At 40.5% G+C, this 16,592-nt stretch carries 14 protein-coding genes, 1 tRNA gene and 1 pseudogene; 7 read left to right on the top strand and 9 right to left on the bottom strand.

The features are described from left to right. Positions 1–104 precede the first annotated feature (104 nt). The 5 genes from ACRQ5D_RS00185 to pfkA form a co-directional block, all read right to left on the bottom strand. A complete protein-coding gene (locus tag ACRQ5D_RS00185; protein ID WP_091175134.1) occupies positions 105–749 on the bottom strand; it encodes a hypothetical protein in 645 nt (214 codons plus the stop codon). A gap of 4 nt (positions 750–753) precedes the next feature. Then, complete coding sequence (locus ACRQ5D_RS00180) at positions 754–1,542, bottom strand: hypothetical protein (RefSeq protein WP_432328270.1); 789 nt, start codon at positions 1,540–1,542, stop codon at positions 754–756. Positions 1,543–1,855: 313 nt separating this feature from the next. After that, a complete protein-coding gene (gap, locus tag ACRQ5D_RS00175; protein WP_091175140.1) occupies positions 1,856–2,851 on the bottom strand; it encodes a type I glyceraldehyde-3-phosphate dehydrogenase in 996 nt (331 codons plus the stop codon). Between the two features lie 191 nt (positions 2,852–3,042). Then, positions 3,043–3,705 carry a hypothetical protein gene (locus ACRQ5D_RS00170; RefSeq protein ID WP_431198914.1) on the bottom strand — a complete coding sequence of 221 codons (663 nt, stop codon included), beginning with the start codon at positions 3,703–3,705 and terminating at the stop codon, positions 3,043–3,045. Between the two features lie 7 nt (positions 3,706–3,712). Continuing rightward, positions 3,713–4,699 (bottom strand): 6-phosphofructokinase, encoded by a 987-nt coding sequence (gene pfkA, locus ACRQ5D_RS00165; protein WP_091175145.1) that lies wholly within the window; start codon positions 4,697–4,699, stop codon positions 3,713–3,715. Positions 4,700–4,827: 128 nt separating this feature from the next. Here pfkA and ACRQ5D_RS00160 point away from each other — a divergent pair, with 128 nt between their 5' ends. Beyond that, a complete protein-coding gene (locus ACRQ5D_RS00160; RefSeq protein WP_371328320.1) occupies positions 4,828–5,520 on the top strand; it encodes an NUDIX hydrolase in 693 nt (230 codons plus the stop codon). A 207-nt stretch (positions 5,521–5,727) separates the two neighbouring features. On the opposite strand, the pseudogene ACRQ5D_RS00155 reads toward ACRQ5D_RS00160, so the two are convergent. Both ACRQ5D_RS00155 and ACRQ5D_RS00150 read right to left on the bottom strand, forming a co-directional pair. Continuing rightward, positions 5,728–6,587: pseudogene (locus ACRQ5D_RS00155) on the bottom strand (N-acetylglucosamine kinase). Positions 6,588–6,915: 328 nt separating this feature from the next. Then, positions 6,916–7,845 carry a Nif3-like dinuclear metal center hexameric protein gene (locus ACRQ5D_RS00150; protein ID WP_091175151.1) on the bottom strand — a complete coding sequence of 310 codons (930 nt, stop codon included), beginning with the start codon at positions 7,843–7,845 and terminating at the stop codon, positions 6,916–6,918. 107 nt (positions 7,846–7,952) lie between these two features. Between ACRQ5D_RS00150 and ACRQ5D_RS00145 the strand changes: the two genes are divergently transcribed. The 6 genes from ACRQ5D_RS00145 to ACRQ5D_RS00120 all read left to right on the top strand — a co-directional run bounded on the left by ACRQ5D_RS00145 (position 7,953) and on the right by ACRQ5D_RS00120 (position 12,815). Next, entirely contained in the window at positions 7,953–9,134 is a 1,182-nt protein-coding gene (locus ACRQ5D_RS00145; protein WP_091175154.1) for a glycosyltransferase family 87 protein, read from the top strand. 275 nt (positions 9,135–9,409) lie between these two features. Continuing rightward, entirely contained in the window at positions 9,410–10,378 is a 969-nt protein-coding gene (locus tag ACRQ5D_RS00140; protein WP_091175157.1) for a glycosyltransferase family 2 protein, read from the top strand. After that, entirely contained in the window at positions 10,359–10,562 is a 204-nt protein-coding gene (locus ACRQ5D_RS00135; protein ID WP_431198913.1) for a hypothetical protein, read from the top strand. Before ACRQ5D_RS00140 ends, ACRQ5D_RS00135 begins: the two co-directional genes overlap by 20 nt. Beyond that, positions 10,475–11,164 (top strand): polysaccharide deacetylase family protein, encoded by a 690-nt coding sequence (locus ACRQ5D_RS00130; protein ID WP_431200919.1) that lies wholly within the window; start codon positions 10,475–10,477, stop codon positions 11,162–11,164. The genes ACRQ5D_RS00135 and ACRQ5D_RS00130 overlap by 88 nt, the downstream gene beginning before the upstream one ends. A 141-nt stretch (positions 11,165–11,305) precedes the next feature. Continuing rightward, positions 11,306–11,379, top strand: a tRNA-Arg gene (locus tag ACRQ5D_RS00125). Between the two features lie 185 nt (positions 11,380–11,564). Next, positions 11,565–12,815 (top strand): phage integrase SAM-like domain-containing protein, encoded by a 1,251-nt coding sequence (locus ACRQ5D_RS00120; protein WP_432328266.1) that lies wholly within the window; start codon positions 11,565–11,567, stop codon positions 12,813–12,815. Between the two features lie 663 nt (positions 12,816–13,478). On the opposite strand, the gene ACRQ5D_RS00115 is transcribed toward ACRQ5D_RS00120, so the two are convergent. Together ACRQ5D_RS00115 and ACRQ5D_RS00110 are read right to left on the bottom strand one after the other, a co-directional pair. Beyond that, on the bottom strand, positions 13,479–14,591 hold the full coding sequence (locus ACRQ5D_RS00115) for an alpha/beta hydrolase family protein (RefSeq protein WP_432328264.1): 1,113 nt from the start codon (positions 14,589–14,591) through the stop codon (positions 13,479–13,481). A 6-nt stretch (positions 14,592–14,597) separates the two neighbouring features. Further along, positions 14,598–16,583, bottom strand: coding sequence for a TlpA family protein disulfide reductase (locus tag ACRQ5D_RS00110; protein WP_432328262.1), 1,986 nt, complete (start codon positions 16,581–16,583; stop codon positions 14,598–14,600). Positions 16,584–16,592 lie beyond the last annotated feature (9 nt).

The raw sequence follows: 16,592 nt of genomic DNA, 5'->3' as shown, positions 1-16,592 counted from the left end.
TGTAACCGCTTTATTTAAAGTAGGCATAACTGTATTTTTAGTATTATTTATCAAACGTTGAACCTCCCCGCATTCAAATAAATGATGCGATACGATCACCACTTCTAAATCGGCAACAGTTGATCAGAATGATAATAAGTTTGAGTATCCCATGAGAATAAAGGAGCTATAAGAGGATGATTTAAAATATTTTCCTCTTCCGTTATATAATATATTTCATTATCGAAATCGGGCAAATTAACCGATACCGTAATTTCATCTGGCTCACTAAGACCATAAGTAAACTCAAGTGTACCGTAGTTAAGGACCCTATCTGTATAGGCAAAACTTCCAAAGTTTGTTAAATAAAAATATTTAACCGTGTATAGGACCTGATGTGTTGCAGCATCAACATGTTCCTCAGCAATAATTCGACCTTGGTTATCCCAGACCTTTCGCCCTTCTTCTAACTTTTCTGTTTTTTCATAGAGCCCCCAGTTCATGACAGTATAATTTCCCACTTGTTGCTTATTGGTGAAGAACGTTCCAGACCTCCATAGTGACTGGTATTCCGCAAGCACGCTCTGTAGATTTTCCCCCTCCGACAAATAATACTCTCCGGTGCTTAACTCTCCGTTCTCATATATGTCAATTTTTTGTAAAACATCGTCGACATAATGTTCAGAACTGTAATCACCTTGTAAAAGGTTAGCCTGTTGAGCGGATACTTCTACGCCCAATGAATTTTTATATTTTATTTCAATTGCCATAACATTATTTGTATTTGAAAGGAATGAGAGGTTCCAATGCACCAATCGTTCCCGATTTGAAAATTTTAAAACCTATTTTTTTCGAAGATGCAACACCTGTAAGATGGGTGAAGCCTGCATTTTGAATCATGGAAAGAGCATCCGTGTCATCAACTTTAAAATACTTAAGAAAACTATTTCCAATCTCGTTATTCTTTTCAGTATACTTTATCGTAGTTTTAATTTTATCTTTCAGTCTCCCAGTGGCTTTTACCTTGCATTTATCCAGTTCTCTAATAAATGCGTCAAAGTTCTCGCTGTCCATTATTATGGCGAACTCCACATCCCCCGGAGCCGGTAATTCGGTATAATCATTCGGATCGACCCCTTCAGGAAAAGGATCCGTAGGATAACGCTTCCAGACAGCGGAGCCCTGCATATAAAATTCATACTCAATCGATCGAAAATCACCGCCAAGCTTTTCTCCCATTTGTGCTAATGCTTTATTAAAGTTATCCTTTACATCAGTACAGAAATCCTGATAGTTCTCCATAGGGGCGAAACCAGCTACATACTTCCTTACTTTGGTAACATTAATGTAATATTTTACCCGCAATATAAATTCTTCAGATTCAATCAGCTTTCTATTTCGATAACTGATATGTATCAGACCCGCTATTTCACTTGCAGGCGTCGAGCTATCATAAGCCATTTGCATAACTTCCGCCAACACTTCAGGATTATGACGAGGCATTCCCAGTAAACCTACTGAGGAGAATGTATTGGGCTTCTCTAAACTTAATAAGCGTTCCAATTCTGAGTTGACTTTTTCTTATAGTTATCGAAATGTTCGGCAATTTCGATACCAGCCAGCTTTAAGATTGATTCGCGCGCCTCTACCCCCGCGAGTCTGTAGCGAATTCAGGTGGCCATGTCTCTCCAATTTCATTTACGAGATTTTTCGCGCTGATTTTTAATAAATTACCGGCAAGCACGCTCCCACTAGCGGATAGAAAATCTGACAAAAATCCTGCCTATCCAAAAAATCTCCCCACATCTCGGTTCAGACAAACAAAAACGCCCTCCGGCTAACCGAAGGGCGTTTTTATATCTGATAAAATCAGCGATTATAATTTGCCAATTTCCTGAACAAGGTCAATCAGTTTGTTTGAGTAACCCCACTCGTTATCGTACCATGAAACAACTTTTACGAAGTTTTCATTCAGACCGATACCGGCTTTAGCGTCGAAAATTGAAGTGCGTGAATCGCCTTTAAAGTCTTCAGATACTACTTCGTCTTCGGTGTAGCCAAGGATGCCTTTCAATTCGCCTTCAGAAGCTTCTTTCATTGCAGCTTTTATGGCTTCATAAGAAGCACCGTTTTTCAAACGTACAGTTAAGTCAACTACAGATACGTCGGCAACCGGTACGCGCAGGCTCATGCCTGTTAATTTACCTTTTAACTGAGGTAAAACTAAACCAACCGCTTTAGCTGCACCTGTTGATGAAGGGATGATGTTTTGGTAAGCACCACGACCACCTCTCCAATCTTTTGCAGATGGGCCGTCAACTGTTTTTTGAGTTGCGGTAACAGCGTGTACAGTAGTCATCAAACCTTCTTCGATACCAAATTTATCGTCCAATACTTTAGCGATAGGAGCTAAACAGTTGGTAGTACATGAGGCGTTTGAAACGATGTTTTGATCGGCTTTCAAAGCTTTGTGGTTAACACCCATAACAAATGTAGGGGTATCATCTTTTGCAGGAGCGCTCATTACTACTTTTTTAGCACCGGCGTCGATGTGTTTTTGAGCAGTTTCCTGAGTTAAGAACAAACCGGTTGATTCAATTACAACCTCAGCACCTACTTCATTCCATTTAAGGTTAGCAGGGTCTTTTTCGGCAGTAACGCGGATGGTTTTACCGTTAACAACCAAATGACCGCCTTCAACAGCAATAGTACCATTGAACTGACCATGGGTTGAATCGTATTTTAACATGTAAGCCATGTAATCTGGCTCAACAAGGTCATTAATACCAACAACTTCAATGTCTGGTCTTTCAATTGCAGCCCTGAATGCCAGGCGGCCAATACGGCCGAAACCGTTAATTCCTATTTTCATGATTTTTTAATTTTTACTTGAATAGTAGGTTAATAAATTATTTATGGGTTCTTTAATTATGTTAGTGATTTGCAGATCAGCTTCGGCGGCAGCTTCATACAAGTGTTCCTGAAAATTAAAAGCAACAGAGCCTGCAAAGTGAACAGACGTACCCGGGTGTTGCTGATATAAAGGTAACAAATATGTGGAAATTAGCTTGCTAAATCCTTTTTTATGACGTTTTGCAGATGATGATCGTTTTTATTATCGAGATAAAAATCGGTAAATGAGCTTAAAAATAAAGCAGGTTGTTTTTGCCGGTAAACCTTTTCGAGCAGGTTTTTACGGTCGGCATCGTATTTGTGTATAAACTTTTTACGGATAGATAGAGGCAGGGTATCGTTCATGAATTCCTTGATGAGCTGCCTGCCCAGCCAGTTGCCCGAGCCTTCATCGGCCAGGATATAACCCAAGCCATAATTGTTTGGCCAAACTCTTCTTCCATCATACCAAGCGGCATTGGTGCCGCTGCCGCAAATGCTCACAATGCCGGGTTCGTTTTTACAGCAGGCTATCGCTGCCCCGGCAATGTCATGCTCAACAGAAACTTTTCCGAACTTGAAAAAGGTTGAAAAAGCACTATGTACTATCTTCTTCCGCTCGTCTGACGAGGCGCCCGCACCAAAAAAGTAGATGCGTCTGATCACTTCGGCATGGTGTATAAGATTGATGTTTTTGTTGAGAAGCTGAAGGATATGTTTTTCGTCGTTAAAATAGGGATTTATGCCATTGGTTTTAAAGGAAGCAACAGTTCTTCCCTTATCAGTAAGCCTCCAATGTGCAAAGTACGATCCGCTATAAACAACTGCAATCATTAATAATCTATATCGATAATATATCCATCATTTGTAAAAGGTCTTCTTCAAGCTTAAACTCATGGTGGTTAAGTGCTGCTTCCAGGTCTGTCATCATGATCTGATTGGCCTGCAAACCTACCATTTTTTGTGATTCGCCGGCAACCAAAGCATTAACTGCTGCAAAGCCAAGTCTGCTGCCCAAAATACGGTCAAAGCTTGAGGGTGCACCGCCACGTTGCAAGTGGCCTAAGATAGTAACTTTTATGTCGTAATTTTTAACTTCTTGTTGTACAGCCTTTGCAACATCATAAACGCCGCCGTTTTTATCACCTTCGGCAACAATTACAATGCTTGATGATTTTTTGTTCATGTGGCCCTCTTTAAGGTTTACGATCAAATCATCAATAGCGGTAGCGCGCTCAGGAAGTAAAATAGCTTCGGCACCGCATGATATACCAGCACGTAAAGCAATAGCGCCCGAGTCGCGGCCCATAACCTCTATAAAGAAAAGGCGGTCATGCGCATCGGCAGTATCGCGGATTTTGTCGATAGCCTGGATAACCGTATTGGTAGCGGTATCAAAACCAAGGGTATAGGTTGAACCGCAAAGGTCATTATCAATTGTACCCGGTACGCCCATTACTGCAATGTCGGGATACTTACGTGAAAAACGCAGGGCACCAGTAAAAGTACCATCACCGCCAATAACCACAAGGGCATCGATACCACGGGCTTTGGCGTTTTGGTATGCTATCTCCATGCCCTCGTCGGTTTTGAAAGGCAGGCAACGCGCGGTTTTTAAAATGGTGCCACCCAAATTAAGGATGTTACTTACCGAGCGTTTATCCATTTCATACATATCGTTTTCGATAAGGCCTTTATAACCCTGCCTTATACCTACAACTTCCAGCCCGTTATACAGTGCGGTCCTCACAACGGCACGTATACAAGGGTTCATTCCAGGGGCGTCACCACCTGAAGTTAAAACCCCTATTTTTGAAATTTTACGCATCTTTCGCTCCTTAATTTTACGCTACGAAGATAGTGTGTGTAGATTACACCATTAAATTTTATTTATTTTTTTTGGATTAGGAATTAAGGCTATATATTTAAACTTATTAACTAAATCTCACTAATAGTTTGGAACTAATGTTACCCAAGTTTGATTCCGTATTCTCGATTGACTGCGTGATATTCGGCTTTGAAGCCGGCGAGCTCAAAATTTTGCTTATTGAGCGAAACGAGGAGCCATATAAAGACTGGCTTGCACTGCCTGGCTATATTGTTGAGCAAGACGAGAGTATTGATGATGCTGCCGAGCGGATCCTGTATGAACTTACGGGTTTGCGCGATTTGCACATGCAACAGTTTCATACTTTTGGCGAAGTGAACCGCCACCCCCAGGGTCGTGTAATTACGGTTGCTTACTATGCATTGATCCGCATAAACGGGCAAAAGGAATTACGACCGGTTACCCAATATGCCAAAAAAGCGTTCTGGCACCCGGTAAGCGAACTACCTAAACTGGCGTTTGACCATAGTGAGATCTTTAAAACAGGATTCAATAAAATAAAGCGCCGGCTACACTACCAGCCGATAGCATTTGAGCTGTTGCCCGAAAAATTTACGCTCACTCAACTGCAGTCGCTTTATGAGGCTGTTTTGGATAAGAAGCTTGATAAACGCAATTTCCGCAAAAAGATGCTCAGCTATGGCTTTTTGAAGGAGCTTGATGAAAAGCAGAAAGGTGTATCGTACCGCGCCGCTAAGCTCTACAAATTTGATAAACGCAAATACGGGAAGATTTTTCAGGGAGAGATGAATTTGGTGTAAGATAGAAGCAAGACGTCAAGAATCAGGAATTAAGACAGAAACAGGATGTCAAGATTCAGTAAGCACGAAAGTAATAGAGGGCTTTTGCAAGCGCCTCCGTACAGTTCGCGATTGCGTCGATTTTAAAAAGAAAGGACCGGAAAATCTTCCGGTCCTTTCTTTTTAAAATCGTAACGTCTTAGGTCTTGACTCTTGACTTCTTGAATCTTACAAAGAGCTTGGTGCTAATTCCAAATGGTATTTCACCAGATTATCTATAGGCGAGCGGATGATGTTGCCAACAACCATGCCATTTTCAGTAACTACCTCTTCCAGCACGTTACGGAAGTTATAACCTACCGAACCGATGCAGTTGAAAGTGTATTTTTGATAATCAGGGTAGTGGGTTACCAGGTTGCGGAAAAAATCGTCGAACGAGGTACGCACCAGGTTGCGTGAGTATTCGATGTGTACGTTGTTATCGTAAACAAATTTGCTGAAGCTTGCGCAAAAACGGTTAGCACGGGGCTGGGTGTATACCTGCTCGTTGATATCATCAGGAGTAAGTTTATAAGTTTCCCAGAAAAGGGCACGTACAGGCTCAGGCATGTATCCGCGCAGGTAATCTGTTAACAGCTTTTTGCCAATGTAGCAACCGCTGCCTTCATCACCCAGGATGTAAGCGCCCGAATCAATATTGTGTACAACTTCTTTACCATCATAAATGCAGGTATTAGTTCCGGTACCTAATATGGCAGCAAAGCCTTCGGTGTTGCCGAGCAGGGCACGGGCAGCAGCAAGCAAGTCATGACCAATATTAACTTTTGCGCCTGTGAAAACTACTTTCATAGCTTCCTCAACAATTTTGCGCATTTCGGGGGTTGAACAGCCGGCACCATAGTAATTTACCTCTGTGATCAGGTTTTTTCAAGATCGGTTGGCAGGCTTTCGTTCAGTGACTGTATAATATACTCTGTACTTGAAAAGTATGGGTTATAACCCTCGGTATTGAAGTAAACTTTTTTTCCCTCTTCGGTAACCAGGCACCAATTTGTTTTGGTTGAGCCACCGTCAGCAATTATGATCATAAATTTTGTTTTTTTAAAAATCGGTTAAAAGTAGGATTTACTTATTGTAAAAAAAACACTTAGTATTTTAAAAATTGAAAATTGCGATTTTTACTTAAGTTATAGCTACTTTTTTGTATAAATTAAACTTTAAATGGTGTTTTTATACCATTGTTATCAATAATTAATCAGGTCAACTATACCTTTTTTTAAATGTAAAGTTTACAGATAAGCAGTGCGCCGTACAATTTAAAAACAGAGTAATTTACAATTGTACGCAATGTTACATTATTAAGCAAAATATTGGCTTTAATTAATGCTAAAACGTGTATTTTGTATTACAAACTCGTTACAGAAACGCAAGTGAATTGCCCGGATGAATGTGTGTGGCTTTAATACCTGGCACGTTTTGCTTTAGCCAGCCTATCATAAATTCGGAGCCGGGTTCTTCGCTGGCAATATGCCCTAATACAATTAATGAAAGTTTATCGCCTTTGGCTTGGGCATCCCTTACATATTCGGCGGTTTCCCATTCCGAAATCTCGCCGCAAATCAGTACATCGGGCTTTTTGGTGCTCATTTCGGTGATCTGTCTTTTACCGCCGGCCGCTCCAGGTAACAGCAGCACCTTTTGGCAGCTTTGTGATGGATTGCCTATGTAGCGTACCTTTTCTATTTTAAGTTTCTTTTTCAGTGTTTCGATAAGGGAGCTTAACGAGGTAGATGGAATGCTTAACAGGTTTCCGGTTTCCGGCTTGTAATAGCTTACCCAGTCGAGCTGTTTCAATAGCCCAATACCAACACCATCGGGTTTAAGACTGTGGATGGTATCGTGGTTGCGCCAAACGGCTATATTATGTTTATCAAGCAGTTGTTTTTTGTACTGAAATACATCATCATTAGCCAGCCAGGTGGTTTCATCGGCATGGTTATAAAAAGTTGGCTCGTGGGCTATAATAAAGTTAGCGCCTAAGCTAATGGCCTTTTCAATAATGCCTATGGTTGCAAACATGGTGGTAACTATGCCGGTAACAACAATATCGCGGTTGCCTGATTTTAGGGTGTCAACCGTATTAGGGAAGGGTGCGCCCGGCACCTGTTTCATAAACAGATCAATGATTTGCCCTACCGTAATGTGTTCATCAGGGTTAGTGAAGGTGATGGCATCTACAGTAAACGAAGTTGATAATAACGCAGCGGTGCCTGCTAAAGCACTTAACTGGGTAATGAACTTACGGCGATCGGGATTATGATTAATGGGGGAGAGGTTTGAATTCATGGTATGATTGGGTTTGTTCAAAGATAACACAGGGCAAGTTAATTTCAGATTTGTAATAATTGTGTGACATATTTATATCTTCGCATAAATTTAAAGACCCCTAATCCGTGCAAAAACTTGCTAAGCTTATCACCAACAAACCTTTTGTTTATTCTTTATGGTTTGGCCTAAGTCTGTTTCTGGTAATTAAAGGTGTTTTAACCCATCAGGGGTTTAACAATTATACCATATTTAAATACAATTTTTTAAATACTATCCATCAGCATAACCTATACGCTTATCAGCCGGAGCATTATTACGACCTGAACCATTACGGGCCGGTATTTTCAATAATCATGGCACCTTTTGCTATTTTGCCAGATAGTATAGGCGTTATTTTATGGGTGTTGTTTAATGCATTCATCCTGTTTAAAGCTATCCAGCTTTTACCGCTGAAAAAGGACCAGTATGTTATTGTGCTTTTACTGTGCGCCCACGAACTAATGACAGCATCAGCCAATGTGCAGAGTAATCCGATGATAGCAGCGTTGATTATATTAGGTTTTAATTTTATAAAACGTGAACAGGATTTTTGGGCTGCATTAATGATAGCCCTCGGCGCATTTATTAAGCTTTACGGTATAGTTGGGTTGGCCTTCTTTTTCTTCTCCACAAATAAACCAAAGTTTGTGTTAAGCTTTATTTTCTGGTCGGCAGTGTTGTTTGTTTTGCCTATGGCCATTTCATCTCCCTCGTTTATTATACAAACTTATCACGACTGGTATACCGACCTGGTGATTAAAAATTCGGATAACCAGCAATCATATATGCAGGAAATTTGTGTTACTGGTTTTATACGGAGAGCGTTTCATTTCCAGGATCTTAAGAATATGTACGTAATAGGACCTGCACTGGTGTTGTTTGGCTTGTCGTACCTGCGCGTTAAGGCTTATAAGGTTTTGGAATACCAGCGCCTGATCCTTTCATCGGTATTGATCTTCGCTGTGATATTCAGCAGTTCGGCCGAGTCATCAACTTATATTATTGCTTTTGTAGGAGTTGCCGTTTGGTTTATGAATCTGAACCGCCAGGTAACCGGCTTCGAGATTTTTTTGCTGGTTTTAGCATTGTTGATCACAAGTCTTTCCCCTTCAGATCTTTTTCCGTCTTTTATCCGCACCCAATATATCGTTCCTTATAAACTAAAATCGATACCCTGTTTTTTAATTTGGCTTAAAATAATTTATGAAACGCTCACCAGGGATTTTGTTAATGAAAAGGAAGGTGTATTGACCCAGGCAGCAGTTTAGAGGATCACCGGTTTGAAAACAGTCTTGAATGATTATTTTTTACTGTAGAGCCCCGAAAACTTGCAGGTTAATAGATAATTATTATTTATGTTTGTAACTGGAAAGTTACATTTGAGAGCTTTGGCACCTTTTATTAAAACTTGATGACGGCAGTTACATTTTGTAACAATTTATCGTAAGGTTATTTTATAAAAAGGGTACATGAGATTGTAATCAAATATAAGCTTTAATTATTAATACCGCCTGTTACAATTAAAATTTTCCATAGTATAACTATGACATACCTTGCTGATAAAAAGATCTCTATTGTTATACCATCCCATAACGAGGAAAAGAATATTAGTTATCTAATTGAGCAACTCCGCGAGACGCTTTCGCCCACAGGATATGCCTATGAGTTGATATTTGTTGATGATGGTAGCCGTGATAACACCTTAAATGAATTAAAGATCAATGCCGAGTTGCATCCCAATGTTTTTTATGTAGAGCTTTCGCGCAATTTTGGTAAAGATTATGCCCTTAAGGCCGGTATTGCAATGGCGCAGGGCGATGCCGTGATAACAATGGATGCTGATTTGCAGCACCCGCCACAACTGATCCTGAAGATGTTAAACCTTTGGGAAAATGGCTATGATATTGTTTATACCTATCGCGAAGGCGAAAACCCTCATGGTAAAGGTTATCAGAAAGTTACCTCAAAATTGTTTTACAAAGGCCTTAACATGCTTTCGGATATCAAAATGGAAAATGGCACTGCCGATTTTAGGTTGATTGATGAAAAAGTAGTAAAGCAGCTTAAACTGATTGACGAATACGAAATCTTTTTTAGGGGGATAATTAAATGGGCAGGATATAAACAGGTTGGCATTCCTTATGTACCATCAAAACGACATACAGGCGAGGCAAGCTATTCTTTTTCAAAGCTGGTTAAGCTTGCTGTAGGCAGTATCGTAGCTTTCAGCGCGCGCCCGCTTTATATTGTATCGTTAATTGGGCTATTGATTTCATCACTGGCTATTTTGTATATCCCTTATGTATTAGTAAGCTACTTTTTAGGTTACGCAGTTTCGGGATGGGCATCAATTATTGCTACCATAGCCTTTTTTGGCGGCCTTCAGTTGCTTGTGATGAGTGTTATAGGGGTATATGTGGGAAAAATTTTTATGCAGTCAAAACATCGCCCGCATTATATTATCCGGTCATCAAATGTTGTTATTGTAGATAATGATTTTATTAGGGTTTGATGTTGAGGAGTTTGATATGCCGTTTGAGTACGGCAAATCAATACCATTTGATGAGCAGCTTGAAATTTCAACAAGGGGTACCAATACTATACTCAAATTACTGGGGCAGAAAAATATAAAGGTTACTTTTTTTGCACTGCCAATTATGCCATCAATAGGCCGGATGTCATCAAACAGATGGTGACCGAAGGACATGAAGTAGCCTCGCACGGGTATTATCATTCCGATTTTAAGGTTGAGCATTTAATGCAGTCAAAGCTGGCTTTGGAGAATATTTCCGGAACTGAAGTAACAGGTTTTCGGATGGCCCGGATGATGCCGGTGGATGAGGCTGAGATTGCGAAAGCGGGTTACGAGTATAACTCATCCATAAATCCGACATGGCTGCCAGGAAGGTATAATAATTTTGATAAACCACGTACCTGGTTTTATGATCATGATGTGCTGCAGATTCCGGCTTCGGTTTCGCCGGTAATACGTTTTCCGCTTTTCTGGCTGAGCTTTCATAATTTGCCGCTTTCTTTATTAAAAAGGATGGCCTCGGCAACGCTAAAAAAAGATGGCTACCTGAACCTTTATTTTCACCCCTGGGAATTTACCAATCTGCACGATAAAGAAAAGTTCGGTTTCCCGGGCTATGTTTCCAAAAACTCGGGCGAAGCTTTTGCACGAAGGATAGCTGATTTTATTGATTGGGCAATGGACAAGGGTTACACCTTTGGACGGACGGACGGATTTTGTGAAATAATCAAAAACAAAATTAAACAAGAGGCCGTATTACATTAACGAGCTGTTAAGCAGCTTATAGCAAATCAATTACCAAATTGATTGTTATTTTCAGCATAATTTTGCATATTTGCACCGCAAAAAAATATACAGTATACCATGGGTTCGAAACCATGCTTATATTTGTAGTTTAGGTGCGATGGTCCTATAGCTCAGCTGGATAGAGCAACAGATTTCTAATCTGTAGGTCTTTGGTTCGAATCCAAATGGGATCACTTAGAAAAAAAGCCGTTTCATATACCAAGAAACGGCTTTTCCTTTGCATGAGGGCACTTTTGAGGTCCCGCCTTATCTTGAATCGACAGCCGTCGTATCGTCAAGTTTTACACGTTTTTTTGTTGAATTTCACGTAAAGGTGGTACAAATATGGTACAAACTTTTGCGTGCTTAATAATCCAAGATGGCAACTATCTGCGCAAAGGTTTTAAAGCATCATTTGAAAAATGATGGGACTTACAATGTCAAAATTAGAATTACTCACAAAAAGGAAAAAAGGTACATTGACACCGAGCATTTCGTCACTGCCAGGCAGCTTACAAAGGCTTTGGAGATCAAGGATGCTTTCATTAATCGCCTCGTCAATCTAAAAATAGATGAATATCGGCTAGCCATAAGCAGCATAAGTGAAAAACTAGACTTTTTCGATGCAGACGGAATCAGAGATTTTCTTTTGAAGAATAACAAGGAAATTGATTTTATTGAATTTTGTGACAGTCACATCCAGCAATTAAAAGAGTCTAAGCGAGGTGGCACTGCTGCAAATCACACAACTGTTCGAAATAGTTTGGTTGATTATTTTGGACGGGAAAGAGTACTTATCACAGAAATAACCGCGTCGATGCTCAAATCCTTTGAGAAGTTTTTACGAAGTCCTCGTACAATTTCCAGAGAAAACCAATTTAAAAGGGTAGTGACGACGGAAAGCGGCGGAATTACTGATGCAGGTTTGTATAACTATATGAGAGATTTAAGAACACTGTTTAATGAGGCAAGGGAGTTATACAACGATGAAGATTTAGGAATTATAAGGATAGTTCATTATCCATTTAATAAATATAAAGTGGGTTCGCCTCCTGCCACCCGAAATCGAAATCTTTCAGTTAAACAGGTTATTAAAATCAGCGAGTTTAATACAAAGAAAAATAGCAGAACTGAACTCGCTAGAGATATGTTCATGTTGTCCTTTTATCTATGTGGAATTAACGCAGTTGATTTATATAATGTATCCGAAATTAACATTAAGAAAGAGCGTTTAGAATATAATAGAAGTAAAACCGAAGGTAGACGTAAGGATGAGGCTTTTATTAGTGTAAAAATAGTTGAGGAGGCAGTTCCATTGATCAAGAAATACATTGGAAAATTGCAGCTTCGATACTCGACCAGTAGGGGATTTGATGGTGCTTTGAGCAAAGGGATGAAAACGTTGCAAATTTTAACGGGCATACCCGAGGTTACTTACTATTGGGCCCGTCACTCATTTGCCACTTGCGCACGTAACGATTGTCGGATAAGCAAGGATGACATCGCTGTGGCGTTAAATCACGTTGATATTGGGCATCGGACCACTGATATTTATATAGCAAAGGATTGGAAAATAGTGGACGATGTGCAAATTCAGGTATTATCACTGCTGAGAAATTATCGTCGTTGATAGAAATGGAAGTTTTACGAATGACGGAAATGCATTTGGTCCAGTTTTATAATAGCAAATCGATGTTTCATATGAATTTTAGAAGAGGATTCAAGCCGCAAGGATTTTAGCCAATTGCTGAATATTTCAGAGCCGTTAACTACCTTATTCAACAAATGTATTCGGTGAAATTATGCTGCATATGACCTTAGAAGAATAGCATAAAATACTTCTTTTAAAGCAAAAGGCCATTGTCGAGTGAAGATGACTTTTTTATGCTGTGGTGACAAATGTACGTGTGTCGAACTATTTCCTGCCTGATTTGCGTTTAATCGCCGATTTGGTCCCATAAATTTCTGGCTTTAAATTTAAAGAACCATTACTATTTATTTGGAAAAACCATTTTGGTTGACCCCACTTCGCCAATTTCGTTTGCATTTCTAACTATTTGATTACAATAATAGAAAGTGGTCAAAGTCAAATTGGCCGGCAGGGGTCAATATGTTGTGGTTTGTCCAATGTAAAGCTTAATAGCTAAGTAGGTGAGAACAATGTTTAACATGATATGAAGCCATAGGATAATGCCCCCTGTCGACCGATTTGACTTTGACCACCTTCTATTTTGGCAATCAGGATGTATTTCAACTTTTAAACTATTTGGATTAATTTGGTGTGCTTGGATCTTCATTGAAAACGTTTACTAATCCACATACCCATGATCTTTAAAGCTTCGGGAGAAAAGGGCGATTTAATGGAAGCGTACTCTTGCAAGGTACAGGTTTGACATGGTAAGAAAAGGTGGTTATGGCCCGGCAATACTATTGTTGTTACGTCTTTGTCTTGCCCGGCCGCCGGAAGTTTTTTCCAGTTAGCCAGGTTTTCCTTACAAGCTACCATCAGATCCTTGTCGCCGTTCATGGCCAATATTGGGATATTCACTTTTATCAGCAAAGGTGCCGGATCATACTTAATAAAGAAGCGGTACCATGGGCTGGTTGCCTGGTTTACATAGCTCCATATCGGGAACCGGAAATGGTCATACTGGATGTTGTGTGCTTTAACCCATTCATCGTCGCCTTTCTTCCATTCTGCATAACGAGCATTAAGTACTTTATCCATATTGGTAGAGTCAGCATATTGGCGTGCTGTTTTAAACATGATCTCGTTGATCTGGTAGTAGCGGTTTTTCTCGTCAGTGCTGATTGGGGCCGCGTTAACCAGGTCGCGGTTCTGTGTAATTAAGGCATCATATCCATCCATACATAAACCTGCAAGGCTGATTAAGAAAGCGACTTTAGGCTCTTTAGATGCTGCAATAGCCATACTCATCCCGCCCTCGCTATGGCCAATTAAACCAACATGTTGCGGGTTAACTTCGGGCCTTGTTTGCAGGTAATGGAATGCTTCCAAAACATCTGCTGCAAAGTCGCCTGTTGTGGATTTAGCATAGTTGCCATCCGATTTGCCAACGCCCCGGTCATCAACACGTAGCACCAGAATCCCCTTTCGTGTAAGGTAATCTGCAATATCGGCAAATAATTTGTGGCCTGCCATGGTCCCATCGCGGTCTTGTGCACCAGTACCTGAGACGATAACCACAGCCGTATGTCGGCGGCCGCCGTTCGGTATGGTAATGGTTGCTCCATAATGCAGCCCGGTTTGTTTACCGTTAAAAATGATACTGTCTGCTTTGTAGGGTACAGGTGCGTTGCCGGTTGTTTGGCAATTTGCTGCATTTAGTGATGCGCAGGCCGCAAAGCAGCCTGCTATCACCGTCTTAACTAACTTACTGAGCATTTATTTTTATTTGACTTTCTTTGCAAATTCAACCATTTCAATTATTTCATCAGCTAAGGCTGTGGCGCTCCCCTTATAGCCATCGGTTAAAAAGCGCAGCTTTCCATTTGGCGCGATAATCAATTTCATCGGAATTCCTGATATTGTAAAGGCTTTGCATATACGTTCATACACTTCATCATTCTGTTTTGATCCGGATTTTTTATTGTCGAACAGGATATGAAATGGATAATCGTTATCTTTTATAAACTGCGCTACCTGCTGTTTGTATGCTTCGCCGTGTTCTTCTGTATCAACAAAATAAAAGGCTACGTTAGGGTCGTTTTTGTAATGCTCTACCGCGAGTTTCATACCCGGGAAAGATGCCTTACACGGTACACACCATGTGGCCCAAAAGTCAAGCATAACAGTCTTGCCGCGCAATTCACTAAATTTTACAATCTTGCCGTCAAGCCCGGTCATTTGCCAGTCCGGAACATCATCATTGCGTTTCATTGCTTTGATCTCTTCGGCACTTTTTGCTGCCAGCTCAGGGTTTTTTAACGTATTAAGATACTTGTCAAATCCCTGGTCTGATTTGTTGTTGCGTACATAATCGTCTTTAAGCAGTTCCAGCATTTCGGGCGAACTCTGGTTCAGGTAAATACTCTTTACCAGTACTTCGTTCATTTTTTGATATTGTTTGGCATTGTTTAAAAGCCATGCATAATCATCATTCACTGAAGCCTTTTTATAGTTTAAACTTTTTTCTGCGCGTTCAGCATACACTAAAGCCTCACTATAGTTCCCGGTTTTGCGTAACAGGTTAATGTGGGTGGGCCATACGCTGGTTACCAGAAAATGCTCATACTGTTCATGCCATTCTGATGGGGAAAAGTACCAATAGTCGGCAGGTACAATATTCTTTACTTCATCCATGCGGCTTACCAGTATTTTTGCATAAGGCAGCAGCTTGGTATCCGGTAAATCCTTACGGTCGTGTGGGATCTGGATAAGCTTGTAATAAATATTGATTAATGCTGATATTGATAGATTAGAGGCAGATTTTTCTATCGGGCTATAGTCGCCTTTCATTGCCGAAATGAGAATGACGGCTTGATAAGCATTAGTATAGCTCAGGTTATTTTGTAGGTCGAACTCGGCATCGGTAGTTTGCGGAAACTCTTTCAAAAACTCGGTAGCTTTGATCACCATCTGATCCGGCTTGCGTTCGCTGGTAAAAGCACGATATGCCTTTAACCTTGCTAAACTGCCTTTGGGGTATTTTACCAGTATGATATCGCTAAGTGAATCGGCAGACGACTTACGGTTTAACGTACCCATGTAAATCTGCCTGATGCGCATCAGGTTATCTTCGCCACCAACTTTATATAAATAAGCAATTACACGGTCGATACGCGGCAAGCCTTTTTCTTTTTGATAAGCGTATAATGATTGTGCAAAAGGCACAGCCAAAACCTGACTGGCTTCCTGGGGGTGCCATTTTACTTCATTGTTCATCCAGAAATAAAAGGCGGTATCGCTGATTGCCAGATTTTTGTAGTAACCAGGTACACCATAGCCCCGGCTTTGTGATCTTAATAAACCCCAGCCTGCATAGGCGCCCGCGGCATTTACGCCGGGATGTTCCGGGTCTATGGTCATGATCGCATAGCCCTGATCATTACCATTATCGGTTGTGTCGCCACTTTTAAATTTGAAAGCAGCAAGACCGCATTTTTTATCCAGGATAAGCGCTGCTTTGTAAACATTACCGGATTGTTGCATTGGCAGATCAGACGTCTGCCAATGGTAATTATTATAACTGTAAACAATTCCTTGAATGTCTTTCTTTCCCGCTAAAGGCGTACCCGCCGGATCATAGGTAATCTGAACCGTTTCGCCAGGTTTTGGGGTTTCAGGCTCAAATGTAAAATGCTTATCCTGTGCACTTACCACGCTATAAAGCCCAATAAGTGACAATACTAACAACAATTTAATTCGTTTAATCATTATGTATGT

It is taken from the genome of Mucilaginibacter sp. P25 (assembly GCF_050859465.1).
GTDB lineage: Bacteria > Bacteroidota > Bacteroidia > Sphingobacteriales > Sphingobacteriaceae > Mucilaginibacter > Mucilaginibacter gossypii.
Note: the sequence above shows the minus strand (reverse complement) of the source record. Positions and strands in the feature narration are given on the sequence as shown.